At 45.4% G+C, this 17,507-nt stretch carries 11 protein-coding genes; 1 reads left to right on the top strand and 10 read right to left on the bottom strand.

Annotation, left to right across the window (positions count from 1 at the left end):
- Positions 1–341: 341 nt before the first annotated feature.
- From BLV62_RS26000 to BLV62_RS26025, 6 genes are all read right to left on the bottom strand, one after another.
- The gene (locus BLV62_RS26000; RefSeq protein WP_211117979.1) at positions 342–1,091 is read right to left on the bottom strand and encodes a GNAT family N-acetyltransferase; all 750 of its coding nucleotides are present in this window, start codon (positions 1,089–1,091) and stop codon (positions 342–344) included.
- 331 nt (positions 1,092–1,422) lie between these two features.
- On the bottom strand, positions 1,423–2,442 hold the full coding sequence (locus BLV62_RS26005; RefSeq protein ID WP_089765738.1) for a PDDEXK nuclease domain-containing protein: 1,020 nt from the start codon (positions 2,440–2,442) through the stop codon (positions 1,423–1,425).
- 214 nt (positions 2,443–2,656) lie between these two features.
- The gene (locus tag BLV62_RS26010; RefSeq protein WP_089765740.1) at positions 2,657–3,244 is read right to left on the bottom strand and encodes a Crp/Fnr family transcriptional regulator; all 588 of its coding nucleotides are present in this window, start codon (positions 3,242–3,244) and stop codon (positions 2,657–2,659) included.
- A gap of 3 nt (positions 3,245–3,247) precedes the next feature.
- Positions 3,248–4,081: an SDR family oxidoreductase gene (locus tag BLV62_RS26015; RefSeq protein WP_211117981.1), complete on the bottom strand. Its 834-nt coding sequence runs from the start codon at positions 4,079–4,081 to the stop codon at positions 3,248–3,250.
- Positions 4,082–4,144: 63 nt separating this feature from the next.
- On the bottom strand, positions 4,145–5,410 hold the full coding sequence (locus BLV62_RS26020) for an alpha/beta hydrolase family protein (RefSeq protein WP_089765742.1): 1,266 nt from the start codon (positions 5,408–5,410) through the stop codon (positions 4,145–4,147).
- A gap of 143 nt (positions 5,411–5,553) precedes the next feature.
- Positions 5,554–7,266: a discoidin domain-containing protein gene (locus tag BLV62_RS26025; protein ID WP_089765744.1), complete on the bottom strand. Its 1,713-nt coding sequence runs from the start codon at positions 7,264–7,266 to the stop codon at positions 5,554–5,556.
- A gap of 307 nt (positions 7,267–7,573) precedes the next feature.
- On the opposite strand from BLV62_RS26025, the gene BLV62_RS26030 reads away from it, so the two are divergent.
- Positions 7,574–8,125 (top strand): dihydrofolate reductase family protein, encoded by a 552-nt coding sequence (locus tag BLV62_RS26030; protein WP_089765799.1) that lies wholly within the window; start codon positions 7,574–7,576, stop codon positions 8,123–8,125.
- Positions 8,126–8,178: 53 nt separating this feature from the next.
- Here BLV62_RS26030 and BLV62_RS26035 read toward each other — a convergent pair whose 3' ends face one another.
- From BLV62_RS26035 to BLV62_RS26050, 4 genes are all read right to left on the bottom strand, one after another.
- Positions 8,179–8,757, bottom strand: coding sequence for a dihydrofolate reductase family protein (locus BLV62_RS26035; RefSeq protein ID WP_089765801.1), 579 nt, complete (start codon positions 8,755–8,757; stop codon positions 8,179–8,181).
- 543 nt (positions 8,758–9,300) lie between these two features.
- Complete coding sequence (locus BLV62_RS26040; RefSeq protein ID WP_089765746.1) at positions 9,301–10,893, bottom strand: RagB/SusD family nutrient uptake outer membrane protein; 1,593 nt, start codon at positions 10,891–10,893, stop codon at positions 9,301–9,303.
- Between the two features lie 17 nt (positions 10,894–10,910).
- Positions 10,911–14,033, bottom strand: coding sequence for a SusC/RagA family TonB-linked outer membrane protein (locus BLV62_RS26045; protein WP_089765748.1), 3,123 nt, complete (start codon positions 14,031–14,033; stop codon positions 10,911–10,913).
- Between the two features lie 19 nt (positions 14,034–14,052).
- Positions 14,053–16,908, bottom strand: a complete 2,856-nt coding sequence (locus tag BLV62_RS26050; RefSeq protein ID WP_089765749.1) for a TIM-barrel domain-containing protein — start codon at positions 16,906–16,908, stop codon at positions 14,053–14,055.
- Between the last annotated feature and the right edge of the window lie 599 nt (positions 16,909–17,507).

A 17,507-nucleotide genomic window follows, 5' to 3' on the forward strand; every position in this document is an offset into this window, starting at 1 on the left:
GTTCGAGTCCCGTCCGGTCCGCAAGAGTTAAGGTCACATCGGAAACGATGTGACTTTTTTGTTTTTTTGGGAACTGCCTTGTCACGGTCTCTACTGAGTAGAGACGGGGTCGAGTCCCGTCCGGTCCGCAAAAGTTAAGGTCATATTGGAAACAGTGTGGCTTTTTTGTTTTAGGAGCTGCCTTGTCACGGTCTCTACTCAGTAGAGACGGGGGCGAGTCCTGTCCGGTCCGCATAACAGAACATAACGGTTCCAAAAGACTGATACGTTTTAGGGTAAAAGCTTGTAAGTCGATGATTACGGGCTTTTCCCTTTGGTATTCATTACAGCAGTTAGCAAACCTAAACAACAATGGCATCGTCCACTGTCTTCCTATACAATACATGTTGTTGCAAGCGATGCCCCGTTGGCAATGCCGGATGTAGAAATTCACCTGTTTTTTTCATGCCTGCTTTCTGCATAACGCGCTCAGATCTTTTGTTAATTACGGCAGTAAATGACCACACCTCTTTCGCATTTAAAACTTCAAACGCATACTGAAGGCAACGTAAAGCACCCTCTGTGGCATAACCTTGCCCCCATTCAGATTGCAATAACCTCCACCCAATTTCAAGGCAGGGTGTGAACCATGCATTAAACGAAGGATGGTTCAGACCGATGAAGCCGATAAAGCTGCCTGTATCCAGGCGATCCACCGCATAAAAGCAATACTTATGCTCATTGAAATGGTCACGGAATCTGGCAACGACTGATTTTGTTTCATTATAGCTAAGCACTCGGGGGAAGTGCTCCATTACAACAGGGTCCGCATTCAGTGCAGCGAAGACCGGAATGTCCGCGTCCCGCCACTCTCGAAAACCAAGACGTTCCGATTGGAAAATATAACTGCTATTCATCACCGTGAAATTAAAGAATGTAGCCGATAGCGTTCTAAAAATGAGCTGCAGGTATTCGCGATTCCAGCTATCCTTGTTGTGTATTGGCTCCGTCAGGAAATGTTGCAAGTTTGCCTGCTCAATGGTCTTGATCTTAGCAACACCATGACTAGTATCAACCAGGGACTTGATATCAATGTTCCCTTCATTTTTCAAATCCTTTCTCTTCCATGCATGTATAAGGGGAAAATTGAATAACAATATTCCGGCAAAATTCAGGTTGTTTGAATTATTTTAAGCATAGATCTTATACCTTACAAAGGTGTTAAACCGTCTCTACTTAATAGAAACGTGGTCGAGTCCTGGCCGGTCCGTAAAAAACATATTAGAAATAGGCTCATGTCTTTTGGAGTAATATTTTATTAATGCAATTTTTTGAAGATTGCTGAGCTGTCACAGCCTGGGGTTGTATCCTCTGGGTTGAACCCCTTTTAACCCTGGCTGGGAAGAAGTTCTTCTTATTTTAATAAGTCCCGTCCATCAGTCTTTATTCTTTACTTCTAATTTGCTCGCGGATGAATTGTTTCTCCCGCTCGAGTTCCAGACGTAACTCATCTTCTGTAGGCAGTACCAACCGATACTTGGATGCAAACAATTGCTTATTTTCCTCTAATACACTATATTTCACTATTGTTTGATCCTTTTCTGTACAAAGGATTATTCCTATAGTAGGATTATCTCCCTCTGTTTTCATACGATCTTCAAATAAACGCACATACATATCCATTTGGCCTATGTCCTGGTGAGAAAGTTCTTTAATTTTAAGGTCAATAAGAACAAAACACTTCAATATATAATTGTAAAAAACCAAATCAATATAAAAATGTTTAGTCTCGGTAGAGATACGATACTGTCGGCCAACAAAAGAGAAACCTTTGCCCAATTCTAACAGAAACTGCTGTAAGTTGCTAATAATGGCAGATTCGATATCGCTTTCAGTAAACCCGGATTGCATATTTACTCCCAAAAACTCCAATACATACGGGTCTTTTATGAGATCTACCGGATGTATCTTCTCCATTTTTTCCTGTTCCCTTAGCGCCTCGCGCTTATTCTGCGTAGAAAGCAATCTCTCATAATACAAGCTATTAATATTACGCTCTAACACCCTTGTACTCCATCTTTCAGCAGCAGCCTCACTAAGATAATACTCTCTTGCTTTGGGGTTATCTACCCTCATAATCAGACGATAATGAGTCCAACTCAATTGGCTACGCAGTGCGTAGCTTTTATCCCATTCAGGGAAAATCAGGTAAAATTGTCTAAAATTTTTAAGGTTAGCGATCGAAAATCCTTTCCCTAGTTCTTTAGAAAGTTGCCTGGAAAGCCCTTGTATAAGAAATTCTCCATAGTCAGCACGTTCTTTGCCCTGTTGTTCTTCTTGAAAAATACGTTTCCCAATTTGCCAATATGCATTAACCATAGCAGAATTAATAGCAGAATAAGCATTCTGCCTTGCTTTCTCAAATATATTCTTGATATCCGTTATGAATGATTTTTCAAGCATGCTTTAAATATTCCATCCAAACTTACATGAAATTATTCTTCGACGCTACTTGCTTTAGATATATATTTCCATCCAACTGAAAGAGCCTCCAAGCTTCTCACCGTTACTTTCCAACCTTTCAACCTCATACAACCCTCCTCTCCATCCCCCAAAAGAAAAAACCGCATAAATCCTGCGATCTAAGCGGCTTTCATATCTTTTGACAAACCTATTTTTACTTCCCTTTCTGAAATTGCCGGATATTCTTTCTTATCCTACTCAACGAAGTTGCTGTAATTCCCAAATAAGAGGCAATATATACCAACGGTACCCTGTTAGCCAAGTTAGGGGAGTTTTTCAAGAAATCTAAATACCTGGTTTTGGCATCTGTATTCAACTTCGGCTGCACTACATTCACTTTATCTAACAGGGTTTTTATAGTTACCTTACTGATAATTTTATCCCAATCAATTATAGTTTTAGAAAGTTCTTGAAAATTTTCCTGTGAAAGCGTTATCAGCTTACAATCTGTAACAGCCTGTATGTAAATCATTGACGGAATCCCGTGGTTAAAACTCTCCAGGTCCACGACAAAATGATTTTCATCTACGAAATGATGAACGATCTCTTCACCTTTGTTATTGTAATAACAAATCATCAAAACACCTTCCGTTACAAAACCAATATGTTTGGCAATTTTTCCGGCTTCAGAAAAATAGCTGCCCTTCGGCAAATTTCTTTCTGAAGCTTTAGCCTTGATCAAATCAATTTGCTGTTGATTCAAATGACCGAATTGCAATAAATAGCTGATAAGATCCTCCATACATTAATTGCCTAAAAAAGCTTTCTTCCTTTTATTCAATACTGAATTTATTCCTTCCAAAAGCAACTCATTATGCCGCGTTGTCGCATCATCTCCCGCAAAATAATGCAATTGCTGCTTATCATCTGTCGCGGCTTCATATATAACCCGGGCAATATCTGCCGGATCATCACCCTGCATTGCAGAACCGGGATTGGCATAAGCAGCTAACACCTTGTTCCAATCGTTGTGGTAGGCGTCGTGTAATGTCATTTGTGCATTAGCAACGAAATTTGTTTGCATAAAACCGGGAACGATTGTTTTAATCTTAATTCCCAGCCTGTCCAACTCGTAACTCATTCCCTCGGTCCAGGTCTCTAATGCGGATTTGGTAGCTGCATACAACGACATAAAAGGATCCGGAATATAAGCTCCCAAGGATGTTGTAGTGATGATCGTGCCTTTTCTCCGCGCCCTGAAATAAGGCAGAAATGCCCTGGTCAGACGAATTGGCCCGAAAACATTCGTATTGAACTGTTGTTCCATCTGTTCATCAGAAGTTGCTTCTAACGCTCCGGCCAAAACATATCCTGCATTGTTAAACAATACATCAATGGCGCCGATCTGTTCAGCCTTTGCAGCTACATCATTAATTTGACCTGGATCACTAACGTCCAATTGCAAAAGATGTATATTGGGCAGTTGAGAAAGCTCCGATTCGCTATCGGGATTGCTCATTGTTGCTATTACCGTCCATCCTTTTTCCGCAAATAGTTTAGCGGTAATCTTTCCTAAACCGGAAGATGCTCCTGTAATAAAAATTGTTTTGTTCATCGCTTCATTTTTATCTTCTTGCAAAGAACAATAATTAAACACTTACAGGGCTTGCCAAATGGCAAGAAATGATCCGGTGGCAGCCACTCACCTCAAAAACCGGTTCGCAAACCGTATATATTGATCCCAGTCATACGGCGTCATCGCATGCTCGCCTTCCCGGATATGATACCCGATAGCCCCCTCTCCGACCGGCTGACCAACAGCCGGGGGCACCGGCGTATCTAACCCTTTAGCTCCGTATAAAGTATATACAGGCGTAGCATACCATCCGGATAAATATTCTCCGACAGGATCTGCCCACTGATCTTTTGATGCGCTGGCAATGTAAACCGGCCGTGGCGCGATCAATGCAATCAACTCATGAAAATCAACCGGCAATTCGTCTTCCTTATCATTAAATTTTTTAAAATTCCCGCTAAACCAATGAGGGAAGGCTTTATTCATCAAAGCAATCGTTTCTCCGTATTTCCTTCTTGTAATTGCTGCCCCCCCTTCGCCCGAGTTGTTGGAAATAACCAAAGCAAACCGCCGGTCTTGCGCCCCAGCCCATAGCGCCGTTTTGCCTAAACGGGAGTGACCTACGACTGCTACCTTTTTTGCATCAATATCTTTATCTGTTTCCAGGTAGTCGAGCGCCCGGCTTAACCCCCAGGCCCATACGCCTATAGCGCCCCATTCATCGGCAGCCGGTTCTGTTTGTCCTTTTTTATAGAACAAAGGGGCTATTCCTGCATTTACGCTATTCGCACTGTCTGGCTGCAGGTCGCCATAATAAGCGGTTGCCAGGCCATACCCCGCGGCAAGGATCTTTTCTACAGGCCAGTCGTCGCTTTGGGTACCACGGGAGGCTTCAGTTCCCAAATGATCCTTGTATGCAGGTTCTGATGTGTATCGTACCCACTGCTTTGAAATGATTATCCCTGTATCGCGATGCACTACCTGATTACCTCCGAAGTTCAACCCCAGGAACACCGGTACAGGCTTGTTCCTGTTGTTAGGCAGGTAAAGCAGCAGATCCATATAATGTTGCTCATCGGACGAGAAATATATCCGCACCTGCTTACGTGTAGCCGTTCCATTTATAGCATGCGGATTGACCGACATTGAAACAAATCTCACCGGAATTGCTTTTACCGGGGTTTTACCCTGAACGTTTTTCTCAAACAAGGCCAGTATTTCGGGGCGACGCACCTTCTCCCATTCGGCCACTGAATTTACTGTTTTGCCCGACTGAGTACGCATCGCCTCCGGCAGATGATAATCGGTCGCCGCTTCTTTAGGGGCCTGCGCAAAACAGGAAGAAACAATCGCTATCTGCAGAAGAAAACTGAGAATAATTTTTTGCTTCATTTTCAAAAATAAATTGCCTGACTTATTAACCGTGGCGTTTTACTAATGCCATCCCAATGCTTTTTATTTCCAAAGCTCTTCTATGGTATTTATACCTGCTATCGTTGATCATTATATCCACACAGTATCATACAAAATACCAATTATGGACGATATTCCCATATATCTCCTGAGCGCATAGTAACCCTTGGACTGGTATACAACAGGGTAGACCCATCTGTATCATAAATATAAAAATGCCCTGTTTCAATATTGGTATTCATGTATAACTTAATCCGGTCGGGGCCGTAGGCTCGTTCTATATCTCCCCATTGCGCTCCGGTCCTGTCGCTGATGAAGAGCACCTTCTTCTGCAGCCATTTCGCATGGATCGCATTGTGATCAAGCGTAGAAACAGGCCCTGCTCCATACAGCACTCCATACAGGCGATTGTCTTTGGTCACAAAACCTGCAGATGTGATGTACCGGTCCGACGCTCCAAGGTTAGTTGTAAGCTGCTGGCTGGCAGGAAAAGTTGCCGGACCTGTGCCTACGCTATATCTCAACTCGTTGCCGTTGATATGCAGCACCATCAAGTAATAGTTATTACCGCTGTAGGTAAACTTCTTCACATCCTGCGCTACCAGTCCTTCGTTCAATACATCGCCGGTGTAAGTAAAGTTTATCATATCGGTACTGGTAGCATGATGAACGGCAAAGGCATGGCCGGTACTGGGATAGTTAAAGTCGTTGAAGTAAAGATGATATGTTCCGCTTTCGTAATAAATCACATTAGAACCATTTACATCCGCATTATTCCAGTTGGTGTACCCGCTCATATTAAGCAGGTAAGACGCATTGCCTGAAGAAGGCGTCCAGTTCACTCCATTGGTCGAAGTTGCATAACCAGGTTTATTGATCGCTGGCGAGCCGCCGTAACTGGTATAAAACATACGCCAGATACCATCAGCGGTTTTTATCACTGTTTCATTATTCATGTGTATCATCACTCCCTTATCGATCATCAGGGCATGCGGGTTGAATGTAAGGAAGTTATCGTTGGTAACGGTAACAGATATACGATCGTGCCCATCTGTTGTTCCATCCCAACCCCCAAAATAAACATTCCATGCGCCGCCGTTAGCCTGTATACTCGGCGCATATACGTTGCTGTTGCCGCCCGGCTGCGCCGCAATAATAGGATTTCGCTCATCATAATTCCAGTTGCTCATTTTTGTAGGATTGAAAGTACCCGAACCAACATTCCTGATCTCATTTTGCTGATAAACACTGTTATTCCCTATATACCTGAACTGATTGAACCGTGCGTCATAACCGGCGCCTACCTCGGCCAACTGGAACACATAGTTGTTAACGTTATCTTTCCCCAATGCAGTGGCAACAACCTGGATACCATTCGTATAAACGGCAGATGGTAACGGCAATATCACCCAACCCTGCTGCGGCGCAGGAAAAGCGGTATCTGTAGCCGCAAGCACCCAGTTGCTCCCGTCAGACGTATACACCTTGAAACTAACGGGAAACCCGAGGGCTGCAGCGCCGTTATAACGAGGAAGCATCTTTATATAATTCACACTATCGAAGCCATTAAACCAGTAAGCTACCCACTCCGTTACCCCTGCACTGCTATGCGTGTTGGAGCTCCAAATAGTAGCATCATTACTGTCTTTCAATGCGGCAGCCGGCCATAAAGCAGAGGAGGCCGATACGCTCGCCACAGGAATATCTGTGCTTTCAAATACAATAGCCTGCTGCGTTGTCATTGTCTTGCCGGCTGATATCTTCTGCAAAGCCGCTTTCTCACACCCCCAAAACACCATAACAGCGCCCATGAAAATAATCGCATAAAGTTTCATAAGATGGAATTTAATATGTGTAATATTGAATAGCTGGAATGTTATATCAGTACGTTGGTATCAACAAGAAAAATCTGAGGTCTTCAATCGCTGTATCTGCATGCTTTTTCCAAATTAACAAGAAATAATTGTACAGCCGTCCTGTACCGTCATGTACCGGGGATAACTTTATGATGATCAATCCCGGCTACCTGTGGCATGCTTTGGCCTAAAAGGCCCTTTTTTTATCCTGGATCCCCCTTCCGTTAATTACTGCCATCCCTTACTTTTGACCTATCTCTTAAACAACCAAACTAAAGCTACTTACATGAGAACTGTATCTTATGGTATAAATATCAGCCTGGATGGCTATTGCGATCACACTTTCGCCAACCCGGACGCTGAACTTCATGATTATTTCACCGGCTTAATGAGGAATGCCGACCTGCTTTTTTTCGGTCGCGTCATGTACCAGCTAATGTTCCCGTTTTGGTCTGATATGGCAAGAGACCAGTCTGGCTCCCCAGACGAGAATAGATTTGCAGAAAGAATTACAGCAATTGATAAGGTTGTAATTTCAAGAACCCTGGAAAATGCGGAGAATAATACGCGGATCATTCGAAGCAATCCCGCGGCCGAATTGCTCGAATTGAAACAGCTACCAGGTAAAAATATCTTTGTAGACAGTGTGAGCCTGCTACCGGAGCTGTTAGCAGCAGGTATCATAGATGAATTTCATTTGGTTATTCACCCGGTGTTCGTAGGAAAGGGAAGACCATTACTTCAAGCGGGCAGCCTCCAGGATATGGTTAACCTGGAGCTGGTCAATACCATCAACTTCAAATCCGGCTGCGTAGCGCATCATTACCGGAAACAATGACAACCAGTAATATATTTTGCAGGTCTGGTAAAACATAAAGAAACGGGGATATTTTACCTGCGGTAGATATGCACTATTGTTCCCCCTGGGAAAATCTTAACATCCACTAACTTCAGGTAAAGTGGTGTTGCAAGGCCGCTGAATATCGATTGTCCAGCTCCTAAAAGCACGGGATGAACAACCAAATGAAATTCATCCACGAGTCCTGTGGCTACCAGGCTTTTCACAAATCCGGCGCCCCCGATCGCAACAATGGGTTTACCTTCCTCTTCTTTGAGCTCCCTGATCGCCTCTGCAAGATCGCCGTCAAAGATCCGTGCATCTGCCCAGGAAGCTGCGGCGGCTGAGGGTTCGGCCCCGGCATCAAATCCTTTGAACCCCTTCCTGGTAAAGACCGCCTTAGGAATCTCGTTCATTGGTGCGGCAAAGGCATCGGTAGAAACAACCCAATAAGGCGCCATCATCTCAAACGATTTCCTACCCATGATAGTCAGCCCGGCATCCCAGGATTGCTCCACTGCCCAGGCTTTGGACTCTTCATCCCCCGTTTTGAAGATCCAGTCGTTTTCCCCATTTGGGCCGGCCACAAACCCGTCGACCGACATTGACATCTTTATTTTCAACTTTCTCATAGAATAAAATCGTTTCCCAAATTTAGCCCTGAGTTTTTTGATGGGAAGGGGGATAAAGCGACAATCTAAGGGGGCATTGTATCTACCAGGTTTTTTATTTAACCAGAACTTTTTCTGATTTTGAAATATTGCGTGATGAATTTCCAAAGTGTAAAACAAAGTCTCCTGCTTCCACATTCCAGGACCTTTTGGTTTATCGTAAAAAGCCAGATCGGCGACGTTTATTTCCAGGTCACGGCAATCGCCTATTGCGAAACTGGTATAGGAAAGACCATATCCAAACGGAAATGAGGAACTATTTTTTTGGTATCAAACCAACGGTATGCTACCCAATAAACCTGCACACCCCGGCAACACCCGCCTTACAATTTATCTCATTTCCTCAATTTTCATTTTTCATTAAGAGGTGATCCCGTTAGCCGGGAGAATCACCAATTAAAAAACCAGGAAAACCGGGCCCCCCAATCATTGCATTCATCTTTAAGCCTCATCTCCACATCCCCGGCCTTCCTGGCACTATTATTAACAAGAATGATCAATAGATCACCATCCCTGGTTTTGTTTTAACACGTTATTTGACAAAGTGATCTGTGAGTAAGGGATCTGAGCAAATCCTTTTGTTTCAATCACCTTCGATGCGAGAATAGTTTTAGTAGTATTAACGCCCCCATTCTGAACGGTAGCAGATTCGGCAATGGCGTTAGCGGCAACGTTGATGCCCTGGCGAAGCAGATCCCAGTAACGGATACCTTCTCCTGCAAACTCCAGTCTTCTCTCGTTCATAATATTTGCCTGGTTCACAGGAATTTGAACAAAGCTGTCGCCCAACGCTCTTTTACGAACATCGTCGAAATATTTCTGCGCATCCGGAGCGCCTAATTCGGCCGCCATCAACAATACATCAGCATACCGGATAGATACATAATCCTGGTACTGGCTGATCATAAAGCTTGCGCCGCCCATTTTCTCTGCCAGGCTTCTTCCTGCTTCATCTGCCATCGGCGTGTATTTCTTAATGCAGTAACCGGTGTATTCGCGCTGGTCTTTTATATTCTGGAAGTCCAGCTTTTCATCTTTTATTGAAATGATAGAAGCGCTTCTGCGGCTATCGCCGGGCGAGAAAGCATTCCAGAGTCTTGGATTCACGGTTGCGCCTCCCCAGCCCATGCCGTAAGGATAAATGCTCTGGATACGGATACCAAACATCACCATCCAGGTGTTACCATCTACGTTTCCATTCCAGTTGCTGGTATATGTATACTTGATGGCAAATACCGTTTCTTTATTGTCTTCTCCTACGTAGTTGTTCAGGGAAGCGGCAGGCCATAAATTGGCGAATTTATCTACAAGGCCAAAACCTCCGTTGTTAATAACATCCTGCACGTAAGCAAGCGCCTCGGCTTTTGTTACTTCTCCAACCAGGTCTCCTTTTCCATAGTAACCGGTGTAGAAGAGGAACACACGGCCAATCAGCGATTCGGCGGCCCATTTGGTCACTCGTCCCCTGGTTGAGGGGTCCTGGCTGCCATAGCTGGTTGCAGGCAGATTAGATGCGGCAAACTTCAGGTCGGTAGCAATCAGTTTATAAACATTATCAGCGCTTTCCTGCGGTACATTGTCGGTAGTTGGTTTAGTGATAAGCGGAATATTACCGAATAACCGAACCATATCGAAATAGCAAAATGCGCGTATATACCTTGCTTCTGCCTCGTAAGTATTGCGCAACGTGGTATTACCTTTCCAGTCGATACCATCGATATGCGAGAGCAACATATTAACACGGTAAATTGCTTTATAATAAAGACCCCATGTGTCGCCAAACATATCCTGGTCGGAAGGCGAACGGAGTTTATCAAATTCGTCCATCATCTGGTAACCGAATCCATCGGCATTGCCGGTACCTCCGAATGCTTCGTCAGACATGATCGCTGAAGCAACGGGAAGAGCTACGCCGCCAGACCAAACCCGCTGCAAACCATCGTATATTCCTACCAGCGCTTTCCAGCCATCGTCAGGTGTTTTATAGAAATTCTGTTCAGTAGCCGAGGTCACATCTTCTGTGTCCAGGAAGCTCTTTTTACAGGCGCCTAATGACAACAATGCTGCAACCAGTATATAAATTTTCAAGTTTTTCATCGTCAGATCATTTTAAATTAGAAACGAATGTTTGCGCCAACCATATAAGTTCTCGGACGTGGATAATAACCCAGGTCTACGCCGGATGAAAAGCCTTCGTTATACCCAACTTCAGGGTCCATACCTTTATACTTGGTAATGATGAAAGCATTTTGTACTGACGCATATACCCTCACCTTACCCAGGTAACTTTTCTTAGCCAGGCGGGAGAAATCGTATCCCAACGTAATGTTATTGATACGCAGGTATTTGCCGTCATAAACATAGAGGTCGGAGATCTGAGACCAGTTAACGCCATCTTCTGTTACTCTCGGTATCCTGTTGGAAGTTCCGGGTCCATGCCAGCGATCCAGGATCTCTGCAGTATAGTTGCCGAAACCGCCCGGACTTCTGTATGATTGTATGATCTGGTTGCCTGTTACGCCGGATGCCTGAACAAGGAAATCGAATCCTTTATAGCCCAGTGTAATGTTAAAACCGTAGGTGAAATGAGGGTTCGGATCACCGATCTTTGTTTTATCGTTAGCGTCAATAACTCCGTTTCCATCTAAATCAACATACCGGACATCTCCCGGTTTTGCATCAGGTTGGATAGGTTTGCCATCCGGACCTTTATAAGCCAGTACTTCGTCTGTGCTCTGGAAAATGCCTGCTGTCTTATATCCCCAGAAATAACCAACCGGTTCCCCGTTAGCTGCGCGGTAAAATTCACCGGCGTTGGCATACAATACATTGGTATTACCATGAAGCACATGGTCATTGGTTGGTATATTTCCTATCCTGTTCTTGTTATAAGCCCCGTTCACGCCAATGGAATAGCTGAAGTCTTTACCAATGCTGTTGCTGTAGTTCAGCGCCAGCTCCACACCTGAATTTTTCACGTCTCCCCCGTTGATGAGCGGCGCATCAGCTCCGGCTGTTGCCAGGATCGGTACAGTGATCAACCAGTCTTTTGTTTTCTTGACATAATAATCGAAGGTTACATTCAACCGGTCGAACAAGGTAGCGTCGAAACCGATATTTGTCTGCTCTGAAGTTTCCCATTTTACATTCGGGTTAGCAATACGGCTTGGGTAAGCGCCCTGGGTATTTACCCCTTCAACCGGTCCGAATATATAATAGGTATTGCTGAAAGTAATCGGAGATAAGAACTGGTAAGCGGTCACATTCTGGTTACCTACCTGTCCCCAGCTTCCGCGGATCTTCAGGAAATTCAGCCAGTCAACACCCTGCATAAAATCTTCCATTGTAGTTACCCAACCGGCAGATACGGATGGGAAATAACCCCAGCGGTTACCCGGTGCAAACCTGGAAGAACCATCGGCGCGGAAAGTAAGGTTCAATAAGTATTTTTCGCGGAAATCGTATTGGAGACGCCCGAACACCGACATCAGGGCGCTTTCGGTAGGCCCTCCGCCAACGCTCATATAAGGCGCGCCCCTGTTTACGTTCTGGGCAACAGACAAATAAGCGTGCCGCATATCGGCTACCCGCAGATCAAAGTTGCTGCCGTTCATGGCAACAGTCTGCGTTTTCAATGAAGAGCTACCAACCATTGCACTGAAGTGATGGTCTGTATGCACGTTGAAATCGTAGCTGAGCAAGTTATCGAACTGGATAGTTCTGCCGCTACCCATTGACTGCGATACTTTGGCTGTATCGTTGAATGAATAGATAGAAAGATGGTATACCGGGGTATAGCCATGGCTTTGATTAGCGTAATAATTCAGGCCTAAGCTGGAGCGGAATTTCAATCCTTTAATTGGCTCTACCTGCAGATACACGTCACCAAATAAACCCTGGTTGCTATTGCGGTTGCGGGTAGTATAATCCATTACGGCATAAGGGTTGGCCTCACCATTGTTCCAGGACTGATCAGGCTTCCCGGGATACCAGCCTTTCCTGTCGCTTGGGTAATAGTTGCCGTCTGCATCATACATCGGCAGGAATGGGCTGACAGTGAAAGCACTGCGTAAAGTGTTGTTATATTGGCCATCTACGAGGATCCCATGGTTGTTTTGATAGTTGAAAGTAAGGTGTTCGCCTATCTTAACAATGTTCTGGTATAAGTTGTGTTCTGAGTTGATCCTGAAAGTATAGCGGTCGAAGTAAGAAATGCCGGAACCGCCTACGATACCTCCCTGGCTGGTATAGCCGAGGGATAAAGAGTAAATGGAACCTGCGTTACCTCCCTGTACTCCGAGTACGTAGTTCTGGGTAGGAACGTTGCTTTTGAACATCTGGTCGAGCCAGTTGGTATTTACAGGCAGGTTATTCACTACGTCATCGCTGAAGTATGGCGCTTTGCCTGAATTTACCGCGGCTTCATTTATAATGGTAGCATATTCTTTTGCGTTCAGCAGCCTGGTTTTGCGGGGAACCTGCTGTAAACCGTAGTAAGCGTCCAGGGTTACCTGCGGTTTCTGGTTCACCTTTCCTGTTCTTGTAGTAACGAGGATAACGCCGTTTGCGGCCTGTGAACCATAGATAGCGGCGGAAGCAGCATCTTTCAGGATGTCCATGGATGCGATGTCGGCAGGGTTCAGGTAAGAAATATCGCTGGTCTGAACACCGTCTACAATATACAGCGGAGAGAAGTTGCCTACGGTACCTTTACCGCGGATCACTACGTTCATTCCAGCTCCTGGCTGGCCTGAGTAAGAAGTGATCTGAACGCCGGGCGCCTGACCTTGCAGGGCCTGCAGTGCAGTAGTGGTATTCTGTTTTTCGAGATCGGCGCCTTTAACCTGTACATTGGCCCCGGTAACGAGTTTCTTTTTCTGTACGCCATACCCGATCACTACCACATTTTCCAACTGGCTTTCTGCTTCCTGTAATTCGATTTTCATCTCGTTGGAAGTTATTTTTATCTCGCGGGAGACGAACCCAACTGAAGTGATCTGGAGTATATCGCCAATAGCAGCGGTGATGGAGAACTTCCCTGCATCGTTTGCAATGGTAGACACGTGAGTGCCTTTCACAGTAACCGAAGCTGCCGGAACCGGCGCGGAAGTAAGTTGACTGGTAATTGTACCATTCACCTTACCTGTTTGGGCAAGGGCGGTTTGGCTAAGGGCAAAGACCCAAACAGTACCCCATAGCAGTAAGAGTCGCAAGCGAATAATGCTGGCTGATTTCATACGCGTGAATTTAAATTGGCTACTTTTTTATTGTTAATTGTTTTCCTTCATAAACCACTTCTCTGTCGCATGCTGCATCAAAATCGAGTTGCCGGTTTTTGCCGGGTGTTATGATATTGATCCGGAAAGTTCTTTTTTGCAACATGCCGTTGAATGAACCTTTTCGTTCGCCTATCGTAACTGTTGCCGTTGCTTCATTATATTTTACAGGGATAACGGAGAACGCGCCTTTCTCGTAATTGTAGTTGGCGCCTTCATCTTCATACAGGTTAAAGGAAGCATCCGCGCCTGTATAAATATTCAGGGTTATGGTATCCGGACGTTTTTCTGTGGTGTACTGCAATTCTGGTCCGAACGGCAGTATAGAACCGGCTTTTACAAACAAGGGCATTCTTTCATAAGGAGCTGCTGCGGCGATCTTCTGGCCGCCGGCATACCACTTGCCTGAATACAGGTCATACCATCCTGCGCTTTCAGGCAGGTACAAGCCACGTTGGGTTTGTTTGTATTCATACACCGGGTTAACCAGGAGGGCCGGGCCAAACATATACTGGTCTGCAATGTTCAGTACCGCAGTATCTTTTGGAAAGTCCATAGCCAGCCCGCGCATTATCGTATAGTCGTTATGGTAAGCCCATCCGGCCAGCGAATAGATGTAAGGAAGCAGGCGATAACGCAGTTTATCGTAATAGAGGAAGCTCTTGTAAGCCGGATGCTCTTCCGGCGCAGTATTAAATACCTCGCGGTACGGGAATTGACCGTGCGAGCGGAATAAAGGAACAAACGCCCCGAACTGCGACCAGCGGGTCATTAATTCTCTCCATTCTTCCAGGCTCTCTGCATCCGGAGTTTCGAATTTCCGTGGTACTACAAAGCCGCCGATATCCATGGTCCAGTATGGGAGCCCGGACATAGAGAAATTCACCCCGGCTGTTATCTGCGCTTTCATATCTGCCCAGGTAGAACCAATATCGCCGCTCCATATTGCTGCCGCATAACGTTGGGAGCCGGCAAAACCGGAACGCGTCAACAGGAAAACCCTTTTATCAGGATCTGTAGAGCGCTGTCCTTCGTAAATGCCTTTGGCATTTTGCAGCGGATAGGCATTCAGGTATTCTGCCGCGCTACCCAAAGCAGTAGGCGTCATTTGCAGTTTTCTCCTGGCAGGACTTACGTTGGAAAGGATGTCTGGCTCGCTGGCATCCATCCACCACGCGTCAATTCCTTTGCTGTAGATCTTATTATTGATGAGGTTCCAGAAGCCTTTGCGGGCGGCTTTATTGAAAGCGTCATAAAAAGTGGAAACATATCCCTGCCCTATCCAGTCTTTTTGCCTGTCGGCAATATTTCTTTTATAGAGCCAGCCGTTTTTCTCAAATTCATTATAGGCAGGTATGCCGTCGTAGAACTTCGGCCATACGGATATCATGATCTTCGTGTTGTAAGTGTTATGCAACGCGGCGATCATACTGTCGGGAGATGGGAAACGTTTTTCGTCAAATTCCTGGCTGCCCCATTCCGCTTCTCTCCAGTAACTCCAGTCGAGCACGATATTATCAATAGGTATCTGTCTTTTACGGAATTCTTTCACAGTAGAGAGGATCTCGTCCTGTGTTTTGTACCTCTCCCGGCTTTGCCAGAAGCCCAGGGCCCATTTAGGCACTATTGGCGCTTTGCCGGTCAGCGCCCGGTAGCCGGAGATCACTTCATCCATGTTGTTGCCATACACGAAATAATAGTCGACCTGTTTGCCCGCTTCGGAAGAGAAACTGAAACTATTTTGCTGTTCAGGGCTCAAAGGCTCCTGCCATTTCAGGGAAATGTAGGATTCGCCCGCTTCAGGGATCCATTCAATTTTTACCGGTACTTTCTTACCTTTTTCAAAGTCGTAGGATACCAATGCAGAGGCAGGGTTCCAGGCTTTTCTCCAGCGGTCGAGCACCAATTGGCCGTTCAACCATACCTTCAGCGATCCGCCGTAGGTGAACCGGAACTGGTGGAGGCCCGACAGGTGACTGGACAGGCTACCCTCCCAGGTCACTTTGCCGGAGGCCGGCGTAAACTCTTCGGGTAACTGGATCTTTGAGTCGCCCAGGAACTCCATATTTATATTAGTCTCCGCTCTCTGAACAGCGATTTCCCCTGGCTTACGGATATCGTTGGTATATGTGGCGGTAAGCCATCCGGCTTCATCTTTCTTTGAAAAAAGCTGTAATGAAGAAAGCGGGTGAAGCGGCCTTACATCGCCGGCCCTGGTGAGGGAGTAGTTATCCCAGAGGATACCATAGTTTTTATTGGAGATGAGGAAAGGAATGGCTACTTCCGTGTTATTCTGGAAGAAGGTAACCTGCTGGCCGCGGTAGTTCATAACGCCGTCCTGGTGTTGGCCCAGGCCATACCAGGCATCCCCATCGGTCGACTCGAAGGTCTGTGTTATTGTATAATATCGCTGTCCATCGAATACGGCGGGTTGAAAACTTCTGCCCAATACCTGTTTCTCGGCCAGTATTTTTTTCCCGGAAAGGTCTGTAAAGGTAACAGCGCCGGTTTGATGGTTTACGGTAGCGATCAACTTGCCGGTTTTGAGGGTCAGGCGATCTTTGGAAGGAACGACATCCCAGGTGAGGCCCGGCTTTTTCTGGTAAATGGTGACGAGGCTGTTTCCAGGCGTTAATATTTTACCCGGGGCTGCAATCACTCTTATAATATTATCTGCTATTACTTCCAGTTTAACGGTGTTGGGTGAACCAGTGAACAGGGAGTCGGTATATACCAGTACTCCGTCAGGCAGTTTAACATAAGCAGGAGGCTCAGCCAATAAGTCATTCTTGAACAAAAAAGTCAGCACGCAAAAAAATAGCAATCGTAATTTCATACTCGTGGATTAGAGGACTGTAAAACTATTGCTATGCTGTCAGAAGCCTGGGGCTCGAATGATTCAACAAAGGGGTTTCAATGTTACAAATCGCTGAACCTCGCTGGCAACGCTTGTTGGCGGCCCATTCCGGGCTCCCGTTCTTAGCGCTTGTTGCTGTTTTTCGCAGTGGATGGAAACATTTTATACCCCAATCAGATATATTCTATACCCTTTGTTGCGAACGGGGCTAAGTAACTTTAGTAAGTATTATTCCGCGTATTCAAATTGCCTCGTTATGAAAACACTTTTACTCACACCGGTTTTCCGAACCGTTATGTCTTGTAACGCCTGTCTAAAAGATACCCTTATAATTAAGTGTAAAATCAACACTTAAAATAAGATATAATGACCCCAAGGCCAGAGATAACCGGGTTTGTCTAAATAATAAATGTCTGTTGCTTATCAATTGGTTCAATAATGCCAGCGGTTATATCTTATGGGCATCCGTCTGCTCTCCTGTTCCCGATGATGTGTCGGCTGTTGCTGTGGTTATAAAAAACGAGCCATCACGTCCACGAATGAAATAAACAACACACTCCACTTCTCTAAAACGTAAG

It is taken from the genome of Chitinophaga terrae (ex Kim and Jung 2007), assembly GCF_900107795.1.
GTDB classification, from domain to species: Bacteria; Bacteroidota; Bacteroidia; order Chitinophagales; family Chitinophagaceae; genus Chitinophaga; species Chitinophaga terrae.